This is a genomic window from Streptococcus sp. 1055 (assembly GCF_013276815.1).
Taxonomy (GTDB): Bacteria; Bacillota; Bacilli; order Lactobacillales; family Streptococcaceae; genus Streptococcus; species Streptococcus pseudopneumoniae.
Genome location: NZ_VMLT01000028.1, coordinates 1 through 16,630, shown reverse-complemented (window position 1 = coordinate 16,630; position 16,630 = coordinate 1). Strand labels below are relative to the sequence as shown.

The following is a 16,630-nucleotide window of genomic DNA, read 5'->3' as shown; positions in this document are numbered from 1 at the left end:
AGTTCTATCCACAACCTCAAAGCTGTACTTTGAGCAACCTGCGGCTAGCTTCCTAGTTTGCTCTTTGATTTTCATTGACTATAAAATGGTTTTAATTCTTTTTTTCAAATCTGGCACCACTTCTGACTCAAACCAAGGATTTTTGGCCATCCAGATTTGATTTCGTGGTGAGGGGTGAACTAGTGGAAAATAGGTTGGCAGATAGTCTTTATAGTGTTTCACCCTCTCCGTTACCTTGCCACTGATTTTCTCCTGTAAATAGTAGGCTTGGGCATATTGCCCAATCAAGAGGGTTAACTGAATATCAGGCAATTCCTGTAAGAGCTGCGGATGCCATTTTTCTGCAAAACCTGCTCGCGGCGGAAGATCACCCGACTTGCCATGTCCTGGAAAGTAGAAATCCATAGGCAAAACAGCAAAATAACCTGAATTGTAAAAGGTATCTTCATCCACACCTAGCCAGTACCGCAAGCGATCACCACTTTTATCTTTCCAGTAAAGGCCTGCTTCTTGAGTTTTAAGTCCCGGAGCCTGACCGATGATATTGATGCGAGCAGTTTTTGGCGCTGCAAAGAGAGGCTCAATGCCACGCTCTGTATAGCTGGCATTCTGCGAATCCGCCATGATAGCCTGTTTGATTCTTTCGATTTGAGACATCTACTTTCCCTCCAAAAAGAAGTCCAAGCATAAGATCTCAGACTTCTATCGTTTTATTTGATCAATTCGTAAATAGCTTCGGCATAGATTGCTGCTGCTCGGAAGAGATCGTCCAAGGCGATAAATTCATTGGCTTGGTGCATGGTATCAATCGAGTCTGGGAACATAGCACCATAGGCAACTCCGCGCTCTAACAAGCGACCAAAGGTTCCACCACCGATGACTTGTTCATGACCTTTAAGGCCTGTTTGTTTTTCATAGACATTCAACAAGGTTTGCACAAGTGGATCTTCCATTGGCACATAGTGAGGGGTATGACCATGTTCTGATAGACTGACAGAAGCAACTGGCAAGTTTTCTAGGATTGACTTGATTTGTTCTGGACTTGTTCCTTTTGGATAGCGGATGTTAAGGGCAATGGTATTATCAGCACTTGTTTCATCGAAGCGGAAGACGCCGGCATTCATAGAAAGAGCACCCATCTTTTCATCCACATGAGCAATCTTGAGATTTTCACCCTCATGATCGTTCAAGAGAATTTTACCTGCGATGTCAAGGTAGTCTTTGGCTGGACCAGCAAAGCCAAACTGGCTGAGGAAGAGGGCAAGGTAAGTTGCGCCATTGACACCTGAAGCAGGCATAGCACCGTGGGCTGATTTACCAATGATCGTCACCTTGTATTGGCCAGCTTCTTCTTGGAGTTCTCCTCTAAGTTTGTGTTCTGCAACAAAGGCATCTAGTTTAGCTTGCAAGTCTGTCAAGTCACCTGAAACGACTGCTGTTGCTGATTCTGGTACCATATTTTCACGTAAACCACCTGTAAAGCTGTGAAGACGGGCTGCACCTGTATTTTCACCTGCAAAGTGGAGGTATTCCGTGATGTTTCCTTTTTCACCATTGATGATTGGAAATTCAGCATCTGGTGAGAAACCAAAGTCTGGCTTGGCGAGTCCTACGTGCTCGAAGTAGTAGTCCATATCTGCCCAGCCTGATTCTTCGTCTGTTCCAACGATGAAGCGAACTTTCTTAGAAGTTGGAAGGCCCAATTCTTTGATGATTTTCAAACCATAGTAGCAAGCTGTTGTAGGTCCCTTGTCATCTGAAGCACCACGCGCATAAAGGCGACCATCTTTGATAGTTGGTGTGTAAGGGTCTGTGTCCCAACCGCTACCAGCAGGCACCACATCCATATGGGCAAAGATGCCGAGAACTTCTTCTCCATCACCAAACTCAAAATGTCCTGCGTAGTTATCGACATTCTTAGTTGGGTAGCCATCGCGGTCTGCGATTTCAAGGAATTTCTCCAAGGCTTTTACTGGACCAGGTCCAAATGGATGCTGGGCATCAGCCTTGCTATCATCACGTTCTGAGTTGATTTCCAAAAGGCTAAACAAGTCAGCCAAGAGGTCTTCTTTGCGTTTTTCTACTTCTGCTGTAAAATCAATTGCTGTCATTTTTTCTTCTTTCTATCTTTTCTCGATGATTTCATCTACTGGCAAGCGGTAGCTTGGTTCCAATTTGTCGTCTGTGTAACCCACTGTGATCAAGAGTTCTGGGCGGAAACGGTCTTCGATTTCCAAAACTTCATTAACTTTTGATTTGTCAAAACCAAGGATAATATTGGAACCAATTCCTTGGTCTGTAAGAGCGAGAACCAAGTTCATAGCAACCAAACCTGCATTGAGTGCTAGGTAGTCGCTGACTTGTTGTTCATTGTAGCGTGCAAATTCAGCAGGCAAATTCTTCATAAAATATTGAAGTTGCTCTTCAGAAAAGTTATTAGCACCACCAACACGAGCAATCTTACGAGCGCGTTTAGCCAAATTTGTGTCTGTAAAGAGGGCAATGGTTACAGGCGCTGATGATACCTGTTCAAAGTTTGAACCGTAAGCCAATTTTGCTAGTTCGGCATTTTTCTCACGCACCACTACAAATTTCCAAGGCTGGCTGTTGTGGGCACTTGGTGCCAAGGTTGCAATTTCGATAGCCGTACGCATATCTTTTGGATCCACTGGCTTATCAGTGAAATGCTTAGTCGCATGACGTTTTTTATTTAATTCAAGAAATTTCATAATCGATTTCCTTTTCTAATTCTACTGCTTCCATTCTACCATAATTTGAAAGAGCTTGCAGGGATTTTTCATGATTAAGTTTTTTTATTACAGCCATAAAAAATATATATTGGTTCATCAAGAAAGTTTCTGATAAACTAGCAAGTACTTTACATTTGAATGGAGACATTATGAAAAAATTCAGCCTATTACTAGCCATCATCCCCTTTTTAGTTGCCTGTGGGAATCAATCCACACCCAAAGAGACTAATTCTCAAAAGGCAATCGTCCTTGCTACAGCTGGCGATGTGCCACCATTTGACTACGAAGATAAAGGCAATCTGACAGGATTCGATATTGAAGTTCTAAAGGCAGTGGATGAAAAACTCAGCGACTACGAGATTCAATTCCAAAGAACTGCCTGGGAGAGCATCTTCCCAGGACTTGATTCTGGTCACTATCAGGCTGCGGCAAATAACTTGAGTTACACAAAAGAGCGTGCTGAAAAATACCTCTACTCACTTCCAATTTCAAACAATCCCCTCGTCCTTGTCAGCAACAAGAAAAATCCTCTGACTTCACTTGACCAAATCGCTGGCAAAACAACACAAGAAGATACTGGAACTTCAAACGCTCAATTCATCAATAACTGGAATCAAAAACACCCTGACAATCCTGCTACTATCGATTTTTCTGGTGAAGATATCGGTAAACGAATCCTAGACCTTGCTAACGGAGAGTTTGATTTCCTAGTTTTTGACAAGGTATCCGTTCAAAAGATTATCAAGGACCGTGACTTAAACCTCTCAGTCGTTGATTTACCTTCTGCCGATAGCCCCAACAACTATATCGTTTTCTCAAGCGACCAAAAAGAGTTTAAAGATAAATTTGATAAAGCGCTCAAAGAACTCTACCAAGACGGAACCCTTGAAAAACTCAGTAATACCTATCTAGGGGGTTCTTATCTTCCAGATCAATCTCAGTTACAATAATACTCTTCGAATATCTCTTCAAACCACGTCAGCTTTATCTGCAACCTCAAAGCTGTGCTTTGAGCAACCTACGGCTAGCTTCCTAGTTTGCTCTTTGATTTTCATTGAGTATAAGATATATTAAAAACGATTGGGCCAGCCAATCGTTTTTAGTTTGCATTGGTTATTTTAGGAAACTTTTACAAAAAATCAAAATAATCTTTCACATCCTCTACATACCCATGCTTTTCTATTAAGCTGGCTAAGAGTTCCAGATTGTGTCCCTGATAGTTATCTTCACGACGTAATTCTTCATACATTTCTATAAATGGAAGCCCCTTGGACTTGGCCAATTCTAACTCCGCTTCGTAATCATAAGCAACTTTACGAAATTGTATATTGACCAATTCCCCATCTTCAACCTCTATCACGGCATACTGGGCACGGTGATTTTTTAACGCCTCCCAATTAAAATAGGGCATGCCAATCGACCCTGGATTGATGATTTGTTGCCCTTGACTGCCGTAACGAAGCAACTGCTTGTGGACATGACCATAGACTGCCACGTCCGTTTCCTCATCGAGGAGTTGGTCAAATTTCTCTGTATCATTCTCAACTAGCAAGTCACCACCATAGTTTTTGTCAGGTAAATTATGAGAGATAGAAAAGCGCAATCCGTCAATTTCTTTCTTTTCCAGCAAAGGCAAGCTTCGTAGCCAGACAATCGTTGCAGGATCCATTCGCTCCATCAAAAACTGGGTCAATCGCATGAGCTGGATTTCTTTTGGATGTTCCAAACCGTATTGCCCATCCAAGACCTCAAGGACACAATCATCCCAATTGCCTCGAACACTGGCTGTGATAGGAAGGTCCTTTAGCAGGGCGACCAAGTCATTTGCACCTGGACCAGGTAGAAAAATATCTCCCAGAATCCAATATTCACTGACTCCTTGGGTTTTAGCATCTGCAATCACTGCTTCTAAGGCTGTCGCATTGCCATGAATATCTGATAAAATTGCGATTTTATGGTTCATGATGGTCTCCTTCTGTTTGATAATCTACTCTTTCTTCTGCCACTTGAGGCAAGGTTTCTGTTTCCTGCGAGTTCAACTTCCTCTGCACAGCTTCTGCAACGACTCTAGGCACACCGACTTCGACAATCTCATCCACACTTGCTTCCTTGATTTTGGTCAGAGACTTGAAGTGCCTCATGAGATTTTGCTTGCGTTTAGGTCCCAGACCGTCAATCCCATCCAATTGTGATGAAAAGGAATTTTTGGAGCGCAGTTGGCGATGGAAAGTGATAGCAAAGCGGTGCACCTCATCTTGGATACGTTGGAGGAGGAAAAATTCCTGAGAATTACGAGACAAGTCCACCACTTCCAGCGGATCTCCAAAGAGCAATTCATGAGTTTGGTGCTTATCATTCTTTTGCAGACCTGCAATGGGAATATCCAAGCCCAGTTCCTCTTGGATGACTTGCTTGGCGATATTGACTTGACCTTGTCCCCCATCAATGACAATCAAATCTGGAGGAGTCAAACCTTCTCGTTGTACTCGACCATAACGTCTGCGAATAACCTCACGCATACTGGCATAGTCGTCTGGTCCAACGACAGTCTTGATTTTATACTTACGATAATCTTTTTTACTTGGTTTGCCGTTGACAAAGACCACCATAGCTGAAACAGGACTAGTCCCCATGATGTTGGAATTATCGAAGGACTCGATGCGAACTGGAGTCGGAATTTGGAGCAAACGTCCTAGATTTTCAATAGCTCCTTGGGTCTTTTCGACTGATTTTTCTAGCAGGTTAAATTTCTGCTCCAGACTAACACGTGCATTTTTTATGGCTAGATTGACCAGCTGTTTTTTCTCTCCACGTTGAGGCTTAAGAATCTTGGTATCCACCAAAGCCTTGACAGCTTCTTCGTCAATATCCTGCGGAATCAGTACCTCATTGGGAACTAGGTGAGATTTTTCTTGATAGAATTGTCCCACATAGGTCAAGAAATCCTCATCTGGATCATTGAAGTAGGGGAAGAGATTGACATCGCGCTCGATGAGCTTGCCCTGACGAACAAAGAAAACTTGCACACACATCCAGCCCTTATCCACATAGTAGCCAAAGACATCGCGATTTTGGAGATCCTTAGCCATGACCCGTTGCTTGGTTCGAAGCGTTCCAATAGCCTGAATCAGGTCACGGTATTCCGCCGCACGTTCAAACTCCATAGTCTGAGCCGCCGCTGCCATTTTGCCCTTGAGGTTATCAATGATTTTATCATCTTGCCCTTTCAGAAAATCAGAAACCTCCTGAGCCATAGACTTGAAATAGTCCTCATCCTTCTTACAGATGGTGTGGCTCATGCATTGGCCGATATGGTAGTAAAAACAGACCTTAGACGGTGGATTGGTACACTTACGAAAAGGGAAAATCCGATCCAGTAGTCGCTTGATTTCATTGGCTGCTCCTACATCTGGATAGGGACCAAAGTAGAGACCTCCGTCCTTCTTGACCTGACGAGTGATAATCAAGCGTGGATAGCGCTCATTAGTGATTTTGATGAAGGGATAGGACTTGTCATCCTTGAGCATGATATTGTATTTAGGCTTATTTTCCTTGATCAGGTTGATTTCTAGGAGAAGTGCCTCAATATTAGACTCCGTAACGATAAATTCAAAATCTACAATTTCAGACACCAAAGCCTCTGTTTTGGTATCATGACTTCCACGGAAATAGGACCGCACGCGGTTACGCAGATTTTTAGCCTTTCCTACATAGATAATGGTGCCGTTTTTATCCTTGTGAATGTAACAACCAGGGCTGGTCGGCAAGAGCTCTAGTTTTGATTTAATCAAGTTGTTCATAATTCCATTATAGCAAAAAAGTAGGGAAAAATAGTCCCCTACTCATTGGTCTCATATAATTTTCGAAGTCTTTCAACATCCTCTTCCTGGATACCATAAAAAGAACCTGCTGGTTGCATGACAGACTTCTCATCTGTATGATCCAAGCCAATCGCATGCCCCAACTCATGTTCTGCCGTATGGACAAGGCGCTCATAGGAATAGCCATAGTCAGGATTGGACAGATAATAATGATTCAAGCGCACCGTTACGGATAAGAATTGCCCTGTTAAGAGATTAGTTTGACTTTCCGCCTCTCCTGCCACAGGAGTGCCTCCGTCGTTCATCTCCGTAGCCGTAATATCCGCCTTACTAGACTCAGTCACGAGTTCAAAGTTAAAAGCACCAGTTTGATTCCAGTTCTGAATTGCTTCTAAATACGCCTCTTGAAAGCCTGAATCCATCTGGGGATCCAAGTAAATACGAGCAGAATCCTGCGGCCACCTTCCTTCAGAATGCTGGTGACTATCTGTCTGGCTTAACTTAGGCAGTTGCCCTGTTTTCTCCCATTGGTCAATACTTTGTTGACCAATTTTTACTGACCGTTCTGCTTGCTTTAGCGCTCCTTGAAAATCCCCGTTCAGATACCAGAGAAGTCCGAAAGCAAGCACACATAAAAGCACAACTATCCAAACCAGACGCCAAAACAAACGCCACACAAAAGAAAAGAAAGCCCCTATCAAACGAAAAAGCCAGCGCATGTCTCTCCACCTTTCTAGCAAATAAAAATTATTTTACTAAAAGAAGCTAAAAGAAAGCTAAATACTGACTTTTTCATCTTAACGTCCTACTATTTTTTTGAGTAACTGGATAGCTTTGTATTTTAAAGGAGATGGATGGTAACGGAAAGTACCTGCTTTGCGTACAATATAGCCATTAAAATTCTGTTTAAAACGCAAAACACCATCACTTCCATCAAAAATCCCTTGAATGCCTAGGAAGTTGTATTTAGGTATTCCACGTTTTATGCTTTCCAACATAACATATTTTTGAAGCAGTGCAGGGGAATAGAATTTATTAAACTCAGTGTAGGAACCACTAAAGAGGTAAGTCGTTTCCTGAGGCATATAAACAAATAAACTCCCGGCTAAAACAATATCTTCTTCTCCATATTTTTCAATCAAGTCTCGCGCTTCTGCTTTTCGAACTTCAAATGTTTCAAATTGACTAGAATATTCTCTCAGTTGATTTTGTTTTTTCTCAGAATGAGGATTTTTACTCAAATCAAGTCGCAACTTGTTCAAGTTTTCTTCTAGTTTACTTTGTTCACCTTGCAATTTGCTCATATAGTCCGAAAAATTTAAGCTTGCTATGAGAAACTCCGCTTGTTCTCCAAAAGTATCATAAAAATGCTCATAATATTCTAAACTTTTATCACTATATTCTCTACGTTCAGAGGTTTCTTTTGTTATATTCTTAAAAATCGATAGTTCTTCACGTTTTAACTTTTTCAACCGAATGCCAAAGGTTTCAGCCTTTTTCACCAAGGGTTTACCCTTTTTGCTAAAACTTTTAAGCAAACTCTTTTCAGTTAATTCAGTTAAATCTTTATAGTATAACCAATCTGGTTCTCCACCTGGGTAACCTCTTGTCAATCCATCAAATTGATAACCTAAATCAGTTAAACCTTGAATGACACTTTTTTTCTCAGCATCTATTGGATTACCTTGGCTATCAAAAGTTTGATAAGTTTCATAAGGTTTTACAAGCAGCTCTAATACACCATTTTGCTTGGCATATTCTTTTAACTCCGCATAAAAAACTGGAAGAGCATCTTGTTGGGTATAAATCGGCCCCGAATTGATCTTCATATGCAGACCACCCAGCATGGGCAAGCTATAAACCAGAGCTGCAACTTGAATCTCTCCTCCTTGTTTCAAAGAAAGATAAACAATTCGAGCCCCTCTTTTTTCTAACAAGTCCCCCATCTGAACAGATTGCATAAAGGAACGAGAAGAAACCTGATCAGAATAAGTACGAAACTCTTCTTTCGTGAGTGTAGTTAGTGCCATATACTTACTTTCTATGTTTTTTTCTTAATGTTTTACGGAAATCAAGAGCAAGTCTTAACAGAGGATAGAGAGGATGGGTAGGAATTGTAAATTCACCCAAGTATTCTTCGATCGTTGGATTAAAATTAGCTTTAAAACGATAGAGTCCACCATCTAAAGCATTCTCGACGCCTCCTAAATTTTGCCATAAAATGCCACGTTCAAAGGAATATCGAGCTGTCTCATACCAGGTCAAAATAGGAGCTTTATAACGTCTAAAATCTTCATCCATTCCTGCGTATAGATTGACAGAAGTTTGTCCGAATTCTAAAGTCAAGGTAGCCGCTAAGGGAACTCTTGCTTGACCTGCATCCATATATTCCTGCAGGAAAGTCAATTCCTCTAACAAACGTTCTTTTTCCTTCTTCTGCGCTTCTACTTTTGAAGTTCGAGTCGAATCAGTAAAGGTCTCTTCCAAGGCTCTGTTTTTCGCTAACTGTTCTTCTAATTCTTGCGAACGTTTAGAGACATCCAAGGTTGCCAAGGTGATGTAGGCCTTGTCCTTAAAATTATCTAACAACTTTTTATAATAGGCTTCATTCCTCAAATGAATCTCTTTCCGCTTCTCGGTTTTTTTCATCAAAAAGGAAAAAGAGTCCAATAATTCAGTTCCACCAAATTGAATCTCTACCCCCTTATTCCGTGCTGTTCGAATAGCCTGTTTTGTTGACTTGGAAAGTTTATCTTCTTCAAAATTTTCCTTGTATATTTTCACCTGAATACGAGGTTGAATGGTGTCTCCCATTTCCTCTGTTTTTCCTGACCACCTTACTCCCATTTGTTGCAAACTATCAATAATAGCCAGATTTTCAGGAAATTCTGTTTTTTCCTGATTAATTAAACTTTGAGACAGGCAAATACTTGGGTCAAAAGTCACAAAAATAGCTCTCTTGCTACGAGCATAAGACTTAATGGACTGAATGACAAAACTCAAGAGTTCTGTATCTCCATAATCCAATATAGGTCCTCTTGGGACGTAAAACATTTTATAGCCTAACGGAAGAGTTCTAATCAAAATACTAGCTGTCGCCAGTAATTTTTCTTCCCTGTAAACACCAAACTTCTCATGTTGCCAATCAGACTTCACTTCTTCCCAAGCACTACTTTGTAATACATTGGCTAATTCATGTTCTTTGACAAACTGATCATATTCTAATGTGGGAATGCCAATTTGATAACGGTACATTTCCTACTCTCTTTCCTCCAATATCTTATTACTATTCTACTACTTTCGTTTGAAAAGTCTAGTGAAAACAGACTTCCATCATTGTTTTGAAGCCAAGAATAACTATAGATAGTGGTTCATTTATAAAAAACTAACTCAATCTCTCTTCTAATTTGAAATCGATTGGCAGGGTTGCTAGAAACCGTTCCAATTGTTTTTCCCAATAATACCACTCGTGAGTTCCAGCGCTATGGCTATAGGTCACATCAAAACCTAATTTTTTGAGATTTTTCACTGCTAGATTATTGGCTTCATACAAGAAATCCTGTTCGCCACACCACGCCCAAAGTTTGGTCTTTTTATCCGATTTTTTAGCCAGACTTTCAAGAGAATAGGGACTAGTTGTCCAGTCTCTAATCTCTCCAAAAACACCTCTCCAGTAGGCTGGACTTCCCAGATTTTGGCTCTCAGGAGACAAATCTTGAAAGCTGAGAGCACCTGAAAAACTAGCTGCATGAGAAAAACGATTTGTCGCAAGAGCCAATTTGAAACAGCCGTAGCCTCCCATGGAGAGACCAGCGATAAAGGTCTTTTCACGCTTACTGGTCATATTAGGGAAGAAGCGTTTCAAAACCTGTGGCAATTCCTCTGCTAGAGCCGTGTAGTAGTCAAAACCATATTGGGTATCGGTGTACCAACCGTTGCTGGTATTAGGCATAACAACAATGAGATTAGTAGCTCGAAGCAAGCGTTCTACATTGGTCCGCTTGAGCCAACTATTATGATTGCCAGACATCCCGTGCAAGAGGTACAAGACGGGAATATCTTGACACTCTGGTTCTTCCACTCGATTGGCATCAGGGTAGAGGACATTCACCCCCCACTCCATATCCAAAACTTGTGAGTAATACTCGATTTTCATTACTGCCATGATTTTCTCCTTCTATTTTCCGATAAGAAAAAGCCGAAACTAGACTTTATCTTTACTTATTTCAATGATTATTTTGCTTCCATGACTACTGGTAGAATAGCTGGACGACGCTTAGTTTGATCAAAGAGATACTTGGTCAGATTATCCCGAACCTTGCCTTTAAGATCTGCCCAGTCAAAGTCATCTCCTTGAAGATAGTCTTCTACCGTTTGGTTAATCAATTCTGAACTTTCACGGAGAATATCGCGGCTCTTCTTGAGATAAACGAATCCACGCGTGTGAACACGTGCCTTGGCCACAATTTTCTTCTCACGACGGTTAACGGTGATTGCGACGATGAAAATACCATCCTCTGACAAGACCTTGCGGTCACGAAGAACCACATTTCCAACATCACCGATAGCATTTCCGTCAATCAAGACATCCCCTGCCGAAACCGCTCCAGCTGGGACAAAGTCCCCATTCTCATAAGCCATGCTGGTTCCCTTTTTAGGGATGAAAATGCGTTCTGGCAACATCCCAACTGCCATAGCAGCCTTAGCATGGGCATCCAACTCACGGTATTCCCCTTGAATCGGGAAGAGATACTTGGGTTGCAAGAGATTGATCATCAACTGCAAATCACGCGCATTTCCGTGCCCTGATACATGTAAACTTTGGGTAATCAATTTGACAACCCCTCCTGCCTGATAAATCATATTTTCCACACGCGCAACGAAGGCTTCTTTAGCAATAGACGGAGCCGTAGCAATATAGACCAGATCCCCATCCTTGATTTCTACATAACGATGGCGACCAATCGACATCTTACGAAGTCCATTGATAGGTTCACCCATACGACCTGTCTCAAGAATAATCAACTCATGGTCTTCAAAGCGAGACATATCTTTCGGCTTAATCAAGAGAATTTCGTTGGCTAAAGACAACTTCTTGAGACGAATCGCTGTGCGGACGATATTTTCAATATCAAATCCTGTCAAGACGATACGTCGACCTGTTTTATCCGCAGCGTCAAAAATCTGCTGGATACGAGAAAGGTTACTGGAAACAGCTGCAACGATGATACGACCTTCCCAGTCAGCAATGGTTTGGGTAATTTCATCTCTAACTTCACTTTCACTAGCCACCTGAATATTGCTGTCCGCATTGGCCGAATCACTGAGGAGAGCCAGGACGCCGTCACGACCGATTTCTGCCAAACGAGCGAAGTCTGTCGCATAGGATTCACTAGCTGTCTGGTCAAATTTGAAGTCACCTGTATAAACGATGCTCCCTTCAGCTGTCTTCAAGACAATTCCCAGGCTCTCTGGAACGGAGTAAGTCGTAGGGAAGAAGGAAACCACTGTCCCACCAAAATCAATCTCCGTATCTTCATCAATAACATGAAAATCATTAAATTTCTTGACTGCGTCATTTCCTTTGACAAAGAGTTTTGCCAACTCAATGGTCAACTCAGAGCCAAATACAGGTACCTTGGCTTCAGCCAAGAGATAAGGCAGAGCACCAATAGCATCTGCATGTCCGTGAGTTAAAAATACCCCAGCAATTCGATCTTTATTTTCAAAAAGGTAGTCCATCTTTGGAATCACCACATCGACCCCTAATTGTTCATTTTCGGGATATTTTAACCCTGCATTCAAAACAAAAATGGACTCTCCAATTTCAGCAATGTACATATTTTTCCCATTTTCACGTACACCACCAAGTGTTGTTAAACTAATATTACTCATTTTTCCTCCAAAATCTTAGTTTATCTTGATTATAGGGTTGCTTACCCTCTTATTCTAAAAGCACTATTACTGTTAGCCGAATCTTTTCCTACCATTATACCATTTTTTTGATGATTTTCAAAATGAAGATTTGTTTTCAAAAAAGAGCTGGTTTCCCAACTCTTTCCTATGATCTACTCTTTTTCCATTAAAAAGTCATAAATTTCTTGCACGGTACCCAGCGCCATCATTTCTTGGTCTTTGACGGTTTGTTTGAGATTTTGGTAAATCTGACTTTCTCCGATTTCTCTCTTTGGCGCTTCTTTATTGACTGTCATAACCCCATCTTTGATCGTCACAAAGCCTAGTTCTTTAAAGACTTGAATCATCTTAACCAGCAAGATTTGTTGGATATTGAGATAAGCAGCCAAATCCTTGAGCTTGTAGCGAATATCAAACTCTGGAAACTGGTAGATAGTCTTGTACAATTTGGCAAACTGCTCTCTAGTCCCATAGCCTGTCAGATAGTAGGCCTTGTCAATATCATTTTTGAAATAGACAGCGGAAAAATTCTGTTTCTGAAAAATGGTCTTCAGCTGAGTAATATCCTCTGGAATGGTTTTTACGACAACAGCTTCACTATTTACTAGACTCGGTAATTCTCCAGCAAAATCCAAGACTGGAACTCCTTCTGGCAAGACTGCATTCTTCCCACGGATGTTAAAAAGTTGAACACCCTCTACACGCGCATCCACCATCATCAATTGGAGGGCAGTTTGGCCATTCCATTGGTTGACAGACAATTTGACTGCCAGCTCTAGATTCTTGGTTTGAGCAAATTCTGTTGCCCATCTACCTTGTCCAAATGCTACCACTTCAAAACTCGCCTCACCTTTGGAAATTTTCAACTTGAGATGAGCATTGCCTGCCCCCATAGTACGGGCACTTTCGACCTGAAAATCCTTGATATAAAAGACAGGTTTCTGATTGTCCATTCCAAAAGGAGCTAAACGTTCAAAACTTTTGACCGTTTCCAAACTAAGTGTCTCCAAATCCAGTTCTTCATCTAGGTTTAACTTATTCTTGCCACCAGCATCTGCGCCTTTTTCACGGACATAGTCTTCTAAAATCTGAGATAAATCTGAAAGTTTCTCAACTTCCAGCGTCATTCCTGCAGCGCCAGCATGACCTCCAAAGGCGATGAAGAGGTCTCGATGAGGATCCAGAGCCTCAAAAATATCGACCGCTTCCACACTACGAGCACTGCCCTTGGCACGACCGTCTTCTATATTAAGAACAATGACTGTCTGTCCCAATTCTTCCAACAAACGACCAGCTACGATTCCTAGAACTCCAGGATTCCAGCCTTCCTTGGCCAAGACTTGGACCTTCTTCTCAGGGTCCACCATGGTCTTAGCTTCTTCATAGATAGACTGGACGATTTCCTTGCGCTCTTCGTTTTTCTGATGAATCATGAAAGCAATCTCATGCGCTTCCTCATCATCAAAGCCAGTCAACAAATCAATGGCTGGATTGGGATCATCCAAGCGACCCAAGGCATTCAAACGAGGGGCAATCTGGAAACCAACCGTTTCTTCTGTTACTTCGTTGACAGCAATCCCAGCCATGTCCAGCATTTCTTGTAGACCAATGCGCTGAGTGTGCCCCAACATTTCCAGACCATATTGAACCAATATACGGTTCTCATCTGTCAAACTCACCATATCAGCAATGGTGCCAATAGCGACCAAATCAAGCAATTCCACTTGCACTTCTTCTAACAGGGCACAAGCCAGCTTGAAGGCCACTCCACAACCAGCCAAATATTTGAAGGGATAGTCCGCATCTGGATGCTCAGGATGGACAATGGCATAGGCATTAGGGAGGGTTTCAGGCATGGAATGGTGGTCAGTCACAATGACATCTACTCCCATAGACTGAGCCAATGCAATAGCCTCATGACCAGCAACCCCATTGTCCACCGTCACAATCAAGGAAATCCCTTCTTGCTCGATAAAGTATTTATAAACACTAGCATTAGGGCCATAGCCATCGGTAAAACGATTTGGCAGGTAAACTCGGCACTCAGCACCAAGTTGTTCCAAACTTTCCTTCACAATCGAAGCCGAAGTCATGCCATCCGCATCGTAGTCTCCATAAACGAGAATATTTTCCCCTTCTTCAATGGCCTGACGAATCCGTTCCACTGCCTTGTCCATATCATGGAGCAGATAAGGGTCATGCAAATTCTCCAAGGAAGGTTCTAAAAACTTCTTCAGACTTTCTTGGTCCTGAATCCCTCTCTCAAACAATAACCGAGCCACCTCAGGACCCAGTCCAGCCTTCTTGGCTATCTTTGTAAAATCCGCATCTTCTACCTGCGGGGCAAACTGCCATTCATAAGTAGGTGTTATCAAAAAGACATCCACTCTTTCTAAGAATTCTATTGCTTCATTATAACATGATTTAGACGTTTTCTCTATCCAGATTGCTTTTTTATAAAATTTTAGTGAATTTTTTCAGATATGATTTGACAAGACAAATCTTTTGGTGCAGAATCATGTTATAAAATCTAATGCAAAGGAGACTCCTTATGGCTTTAGTAGAATTTGAACACGTCGAAAAATATTACGGAGACTACCACGCACTCCGCGACATCAATCTCCGTTTTGAAAAAGGACAAGTCGTTGTCCTACTCGGACCATCTGGTTCTGGAAAATCCACTCTTATCCGCACAATCAATGGTTTGGAGGCTGTAGACAAAGGAAGTCTTCTAGTAAATGGGCACCAAGTTGCTGGTGCCAGCCAGAAAGATTTGGTTCCTCTTCGCAAGGAAGTCGGCATGGTTTTCCAGCATTTTAACCTTTACCCTCACAAAACAGTGTTAGAAAACGTAACACTCGCACCCATAAAAGTTCTAGGAATTGATAAAAAAGAAGCTGAAAAAACAGCTCAAAAATATCTGGAATTTGTAAATATGTGGGATAAAAAAGATTCTTATCCAGCCATGCTGTCTGGTGGACAAAAGCAACGGATTGTCATTGCACGTGGACTCGCTATGCATCCTGAGCTTCTTCTCTTTGATGAACCAACATCTGCTCTTGACCCTGAAACCATCGGCGATGTTCTAGCGGTTATGCAAAAATTGGCCCACGATGGTATGAATATGATTGTCGTTACCCATGAAATGGGCTTTGCCCGTGAAGTTGCCGACCGCATCATTCTCCCTCCTTTGACCAACCAAATTGTCAACCTCATCAAGAACACCTCAACAGTCGCTATCATCTCTGGAGTGGACTTGATGTTTGTGACCAAGTCTTGGTCAGCACTTAACGGAAACTACATTCCAGCCTTTCTAGGCGCTGCCCTTCTCTACTTTTCTCTATGCTTCCCTGTTGCCCAGTTTGGTCGCAAGATGGAACAAGCTAATAAAAAAGCCTATTCACTTTAGGAGGTTACTATGGAATCCATTTTAGAAGTTTTGACCCCAGATAACCTAGTCTTTATCTTTAAAGGATTTGGCTTGACCCTCTACATTTCTCTGATTGCCATCGTCCTCTCTACCCTTATCGGTACGGTGCTAGCTGTCATGAGAAATGGCAAAAATCCTGTCTTGCGCATTATTTCCAGCATTTATATCGAATTTGTGCGCAACGTTCCCAACCTTCTCTGGATCTTTACTATCTTTTTAATTTTCAAGATGAAATCCACTCCAGCAGGAATCACTGCCTTCACACTCTTTACATCAGCGGCTTTAGCTGAGATTATCCGAGGCGGTCTCAATGCCGTAGCCAAGGGGCAGTACGAAGCAGGAATGTCACAAGGCTTCACTTCAGCCCAAATCCTCTACTACATCATTCTCCCACAAGCCATTCGTAAAATGCTGCCAGCCATCATTTCTCAGTTTGTAACCGTGATTAAGGATACCAGTCTCCTCTACTCTGTTATCGCCCTACAAGAACTCTTTGGAGCCAGCCAAATTCTCATGGGCCGTTATTTCGAACCAGAGCAGGTCTTCAGTCTTTATATACTGATTGCCCTCATCTACTTCAGCTTTAACCTAGCCATTTCTAGCCTATCTCATATGCTAGCAAAACGTTGGCAACAAGCTGCAGAATAATACTCTTCGAAAATCTCTTCAAACCACGTCAGCTTCACCTTGCCGTATGTATGGTTACTGACTTC

At 41.9% G+C, this 16,630-nt stretch carries 14 protein-coding genes and 1 pseudogene; 3 read left to right on the top strand and 12 right to left on the bottom strand.

Going from position 1 to position 16,630, the window contains the following annotated elements:
• Nucleotides 1–78: 78 nt before the first annotated feature.
• The 4 genes from HT699_RS03205 to HT699_RS03190 are packed head-to-tail and all read right to left on the bottom strand — an operon-like array spanning nt 79 to nt 2,898.
• Entirely contained in the window at nt 79–657 is a 579-nt protein-coding gene (locus HT699_RS03205) for a uracil-DNA glycosylase family protein (RefSeq protein WP_023933440.1), read from the bottom strand.
• Nucleotides 658–710: 53 nt separating this feature from the next.
• Complete coding sequence (gene pepV, locus HT699_RS03200; protein ID WP_044811976.1) at nt 711–2,111, bottom strand: dipeptidase PepV; 1,401 nt, start codon at nt 2,109–2,111, stop codon at nt 711–713.
• A 12-nt stretch (nt 2,112–2,123) separates the two neighbouring features.
• Complete coding sequence (locus HT699_RS03195; protein ID WP_172922825.1) at nt 2,124–2,729, bottom strand: nitroreductase family protein; 606 nt, start codon at nt 2,727–2,729, stop codon at nt 2,124–2,126.
• Nucleotides 2,716–2,898, bottom strand: a complete 183-nt coding sequence (locus tag HT699_RS03190; protein ID WP_007284762.1) for a hypothetical protein — start codon at nt 2,896–2,898, stop codon at nt 2,716–2,718. The genes HT699_RS03195 and HT699_RS03190 overlap by 14 nt, the downstream gene beginning before the upstream one ends.
• A gap of 1 nt (nt 2,899) precedes the next feature.
• Between HT699_RS03190 and HT699_RS03185 the strand changes: the two genes are divergently transcribed.
• Nucleotides 2,900–3,700, top strand: coding sequence for an amino acid ABC transporter substrate-binding protein (locus tag HT699_RS03185; protein WP_172922826.1), 801 nt, complete (start codon nt 2,900–2,902; stop codon nt 3,698–3,700).
• Nucleotides 3,701–3,879: 179 nt separating this feature from the next.
• On the opposite strand, the gene HT699_RS03180 is transcribed toward HT699_RS03185, so the two are convergent.
• From HT699_RS03180 to recJ, 8 genes are all read right to left on the bottom strand, one after another.
• Nucleotides 3,880–4,713, bottom strand: coding sequence for a metallophosphoesterase family protein (locus HT699_RS03180; protein WP_172922827.1), 834 nt, complete (start codon nt 4,711–4,713; stop codon nt 3,880–3,882).
• Complete coding sequence (uvrC, locus tag HT699_RS03175; protein ID WP_050208126.1) at nt 4,703–6,550, bottom strand: excinuclease ABC subunit UvrC; 1,848 nt, start codon at nt 6,548–6,550, stop codon at nt 4,703–4,705. The genes HT699_RS03180 and uvrC overlap by 11 nt, the downstream gene beginning before the upstream one ends.
• A gap of 38 nt (nt 6,551–6,588) precedes the next feature.
• A complete protein-coding gene (locus HT699_RS03170) occupies nt 6,589–7,290 on the bottom strand; it encodes a M57 family metalloprotease (RefSeq protein ID WP_172922828.1) in 702 nt (233 codons plus the stop codon).
• A gap of 78 nt (nt 7,291–7,368) precedes the next feature.
• On the bottom strand, nt 7,369–8,601 hold the full coding sequence (gene murN / locus HT699_RS03165) for a peptidoglycan bridge formation alanyltransferase MurN (RefSeq protein WP_172922829.1): 1,233 nt from the start codon (nt 8,599–8,601) through the stop codon (nt 7,369–7,371).
• Nucleotides 8,602–8,605: 4 nt separating this feature from the next.
• A complete protein-coding gene (locus tag HT699_RS03160; protein WP_172922830.1) occupies nt 8,606–9,826 on the bottom strand; it encodes an aminoacyltransferase in 1,221 nt (406 codons plus the stop codon).
• A 130-nt stretch (nt 9,827–9,956) separates the two neighbouring features.
• The gene (locus HT699_RS03155; protein WP_172934090.1) at nt 9,957–10,736 is read right to left on the bottom strand and encodes an alpha/beta hydrolase family protein; all 780 of its coding nucleotides are present in this window, start codon (nt 10,734–10,736) and stop codon (nt 9,957–9,959) included.
• Between the two features lie 68 nt (nt 10,737–10,804).
• Nucleotides 10,805–12,466, bottom strand: a complete 1,662-nt coding sequence (locus HT699_RS03150; RefSeq protein ID WP_000065626.1) for a ribonuclease J — start codon at nt 12,464–12,466, stop codon at nt 10,805–10,807.
• Nucleotides 12,467–12,639: 173 nt separating this feature from the next.
• On the bottom strand, nt 12,640–14,862 hold the full coding sequence (recJ, locus tag HT699_RS03145) for a single-stranded-DNA-specific exonuclease RecJ (protein WP_166730699.1): 2,223 nt from the start codon (nt 14,860–14,862) through the stop codon (nt 12,640–12,642).
• Nucleotides 14,863–15,038: 176 nt separating this feature from the next.
• Here recJ and HT699_RS03140 point away from each other — a divergent pair.
• Nucleotides 15,039–15,668: pseudogene (locus HT699_RS03140) on the top strand (amino acid ABC transporter ATP-binding protein); the annotation flags it as partial.
• Nucleotides 15,669–15,905: 237 nt separating this feature from the next.
• Complete coding sequence (locus HT699_RS03135; RefSeq protein ID WP_000443886.1) at nt 15,906–16,565, top strand: amino acid ABC transporter permease; 660 nt, start codon at nt 15,906–15,908, stop codon at nt 16,563–16,565.
• Nucleotides 16,566–16,630: the final 65 nt, after the last annotated feature.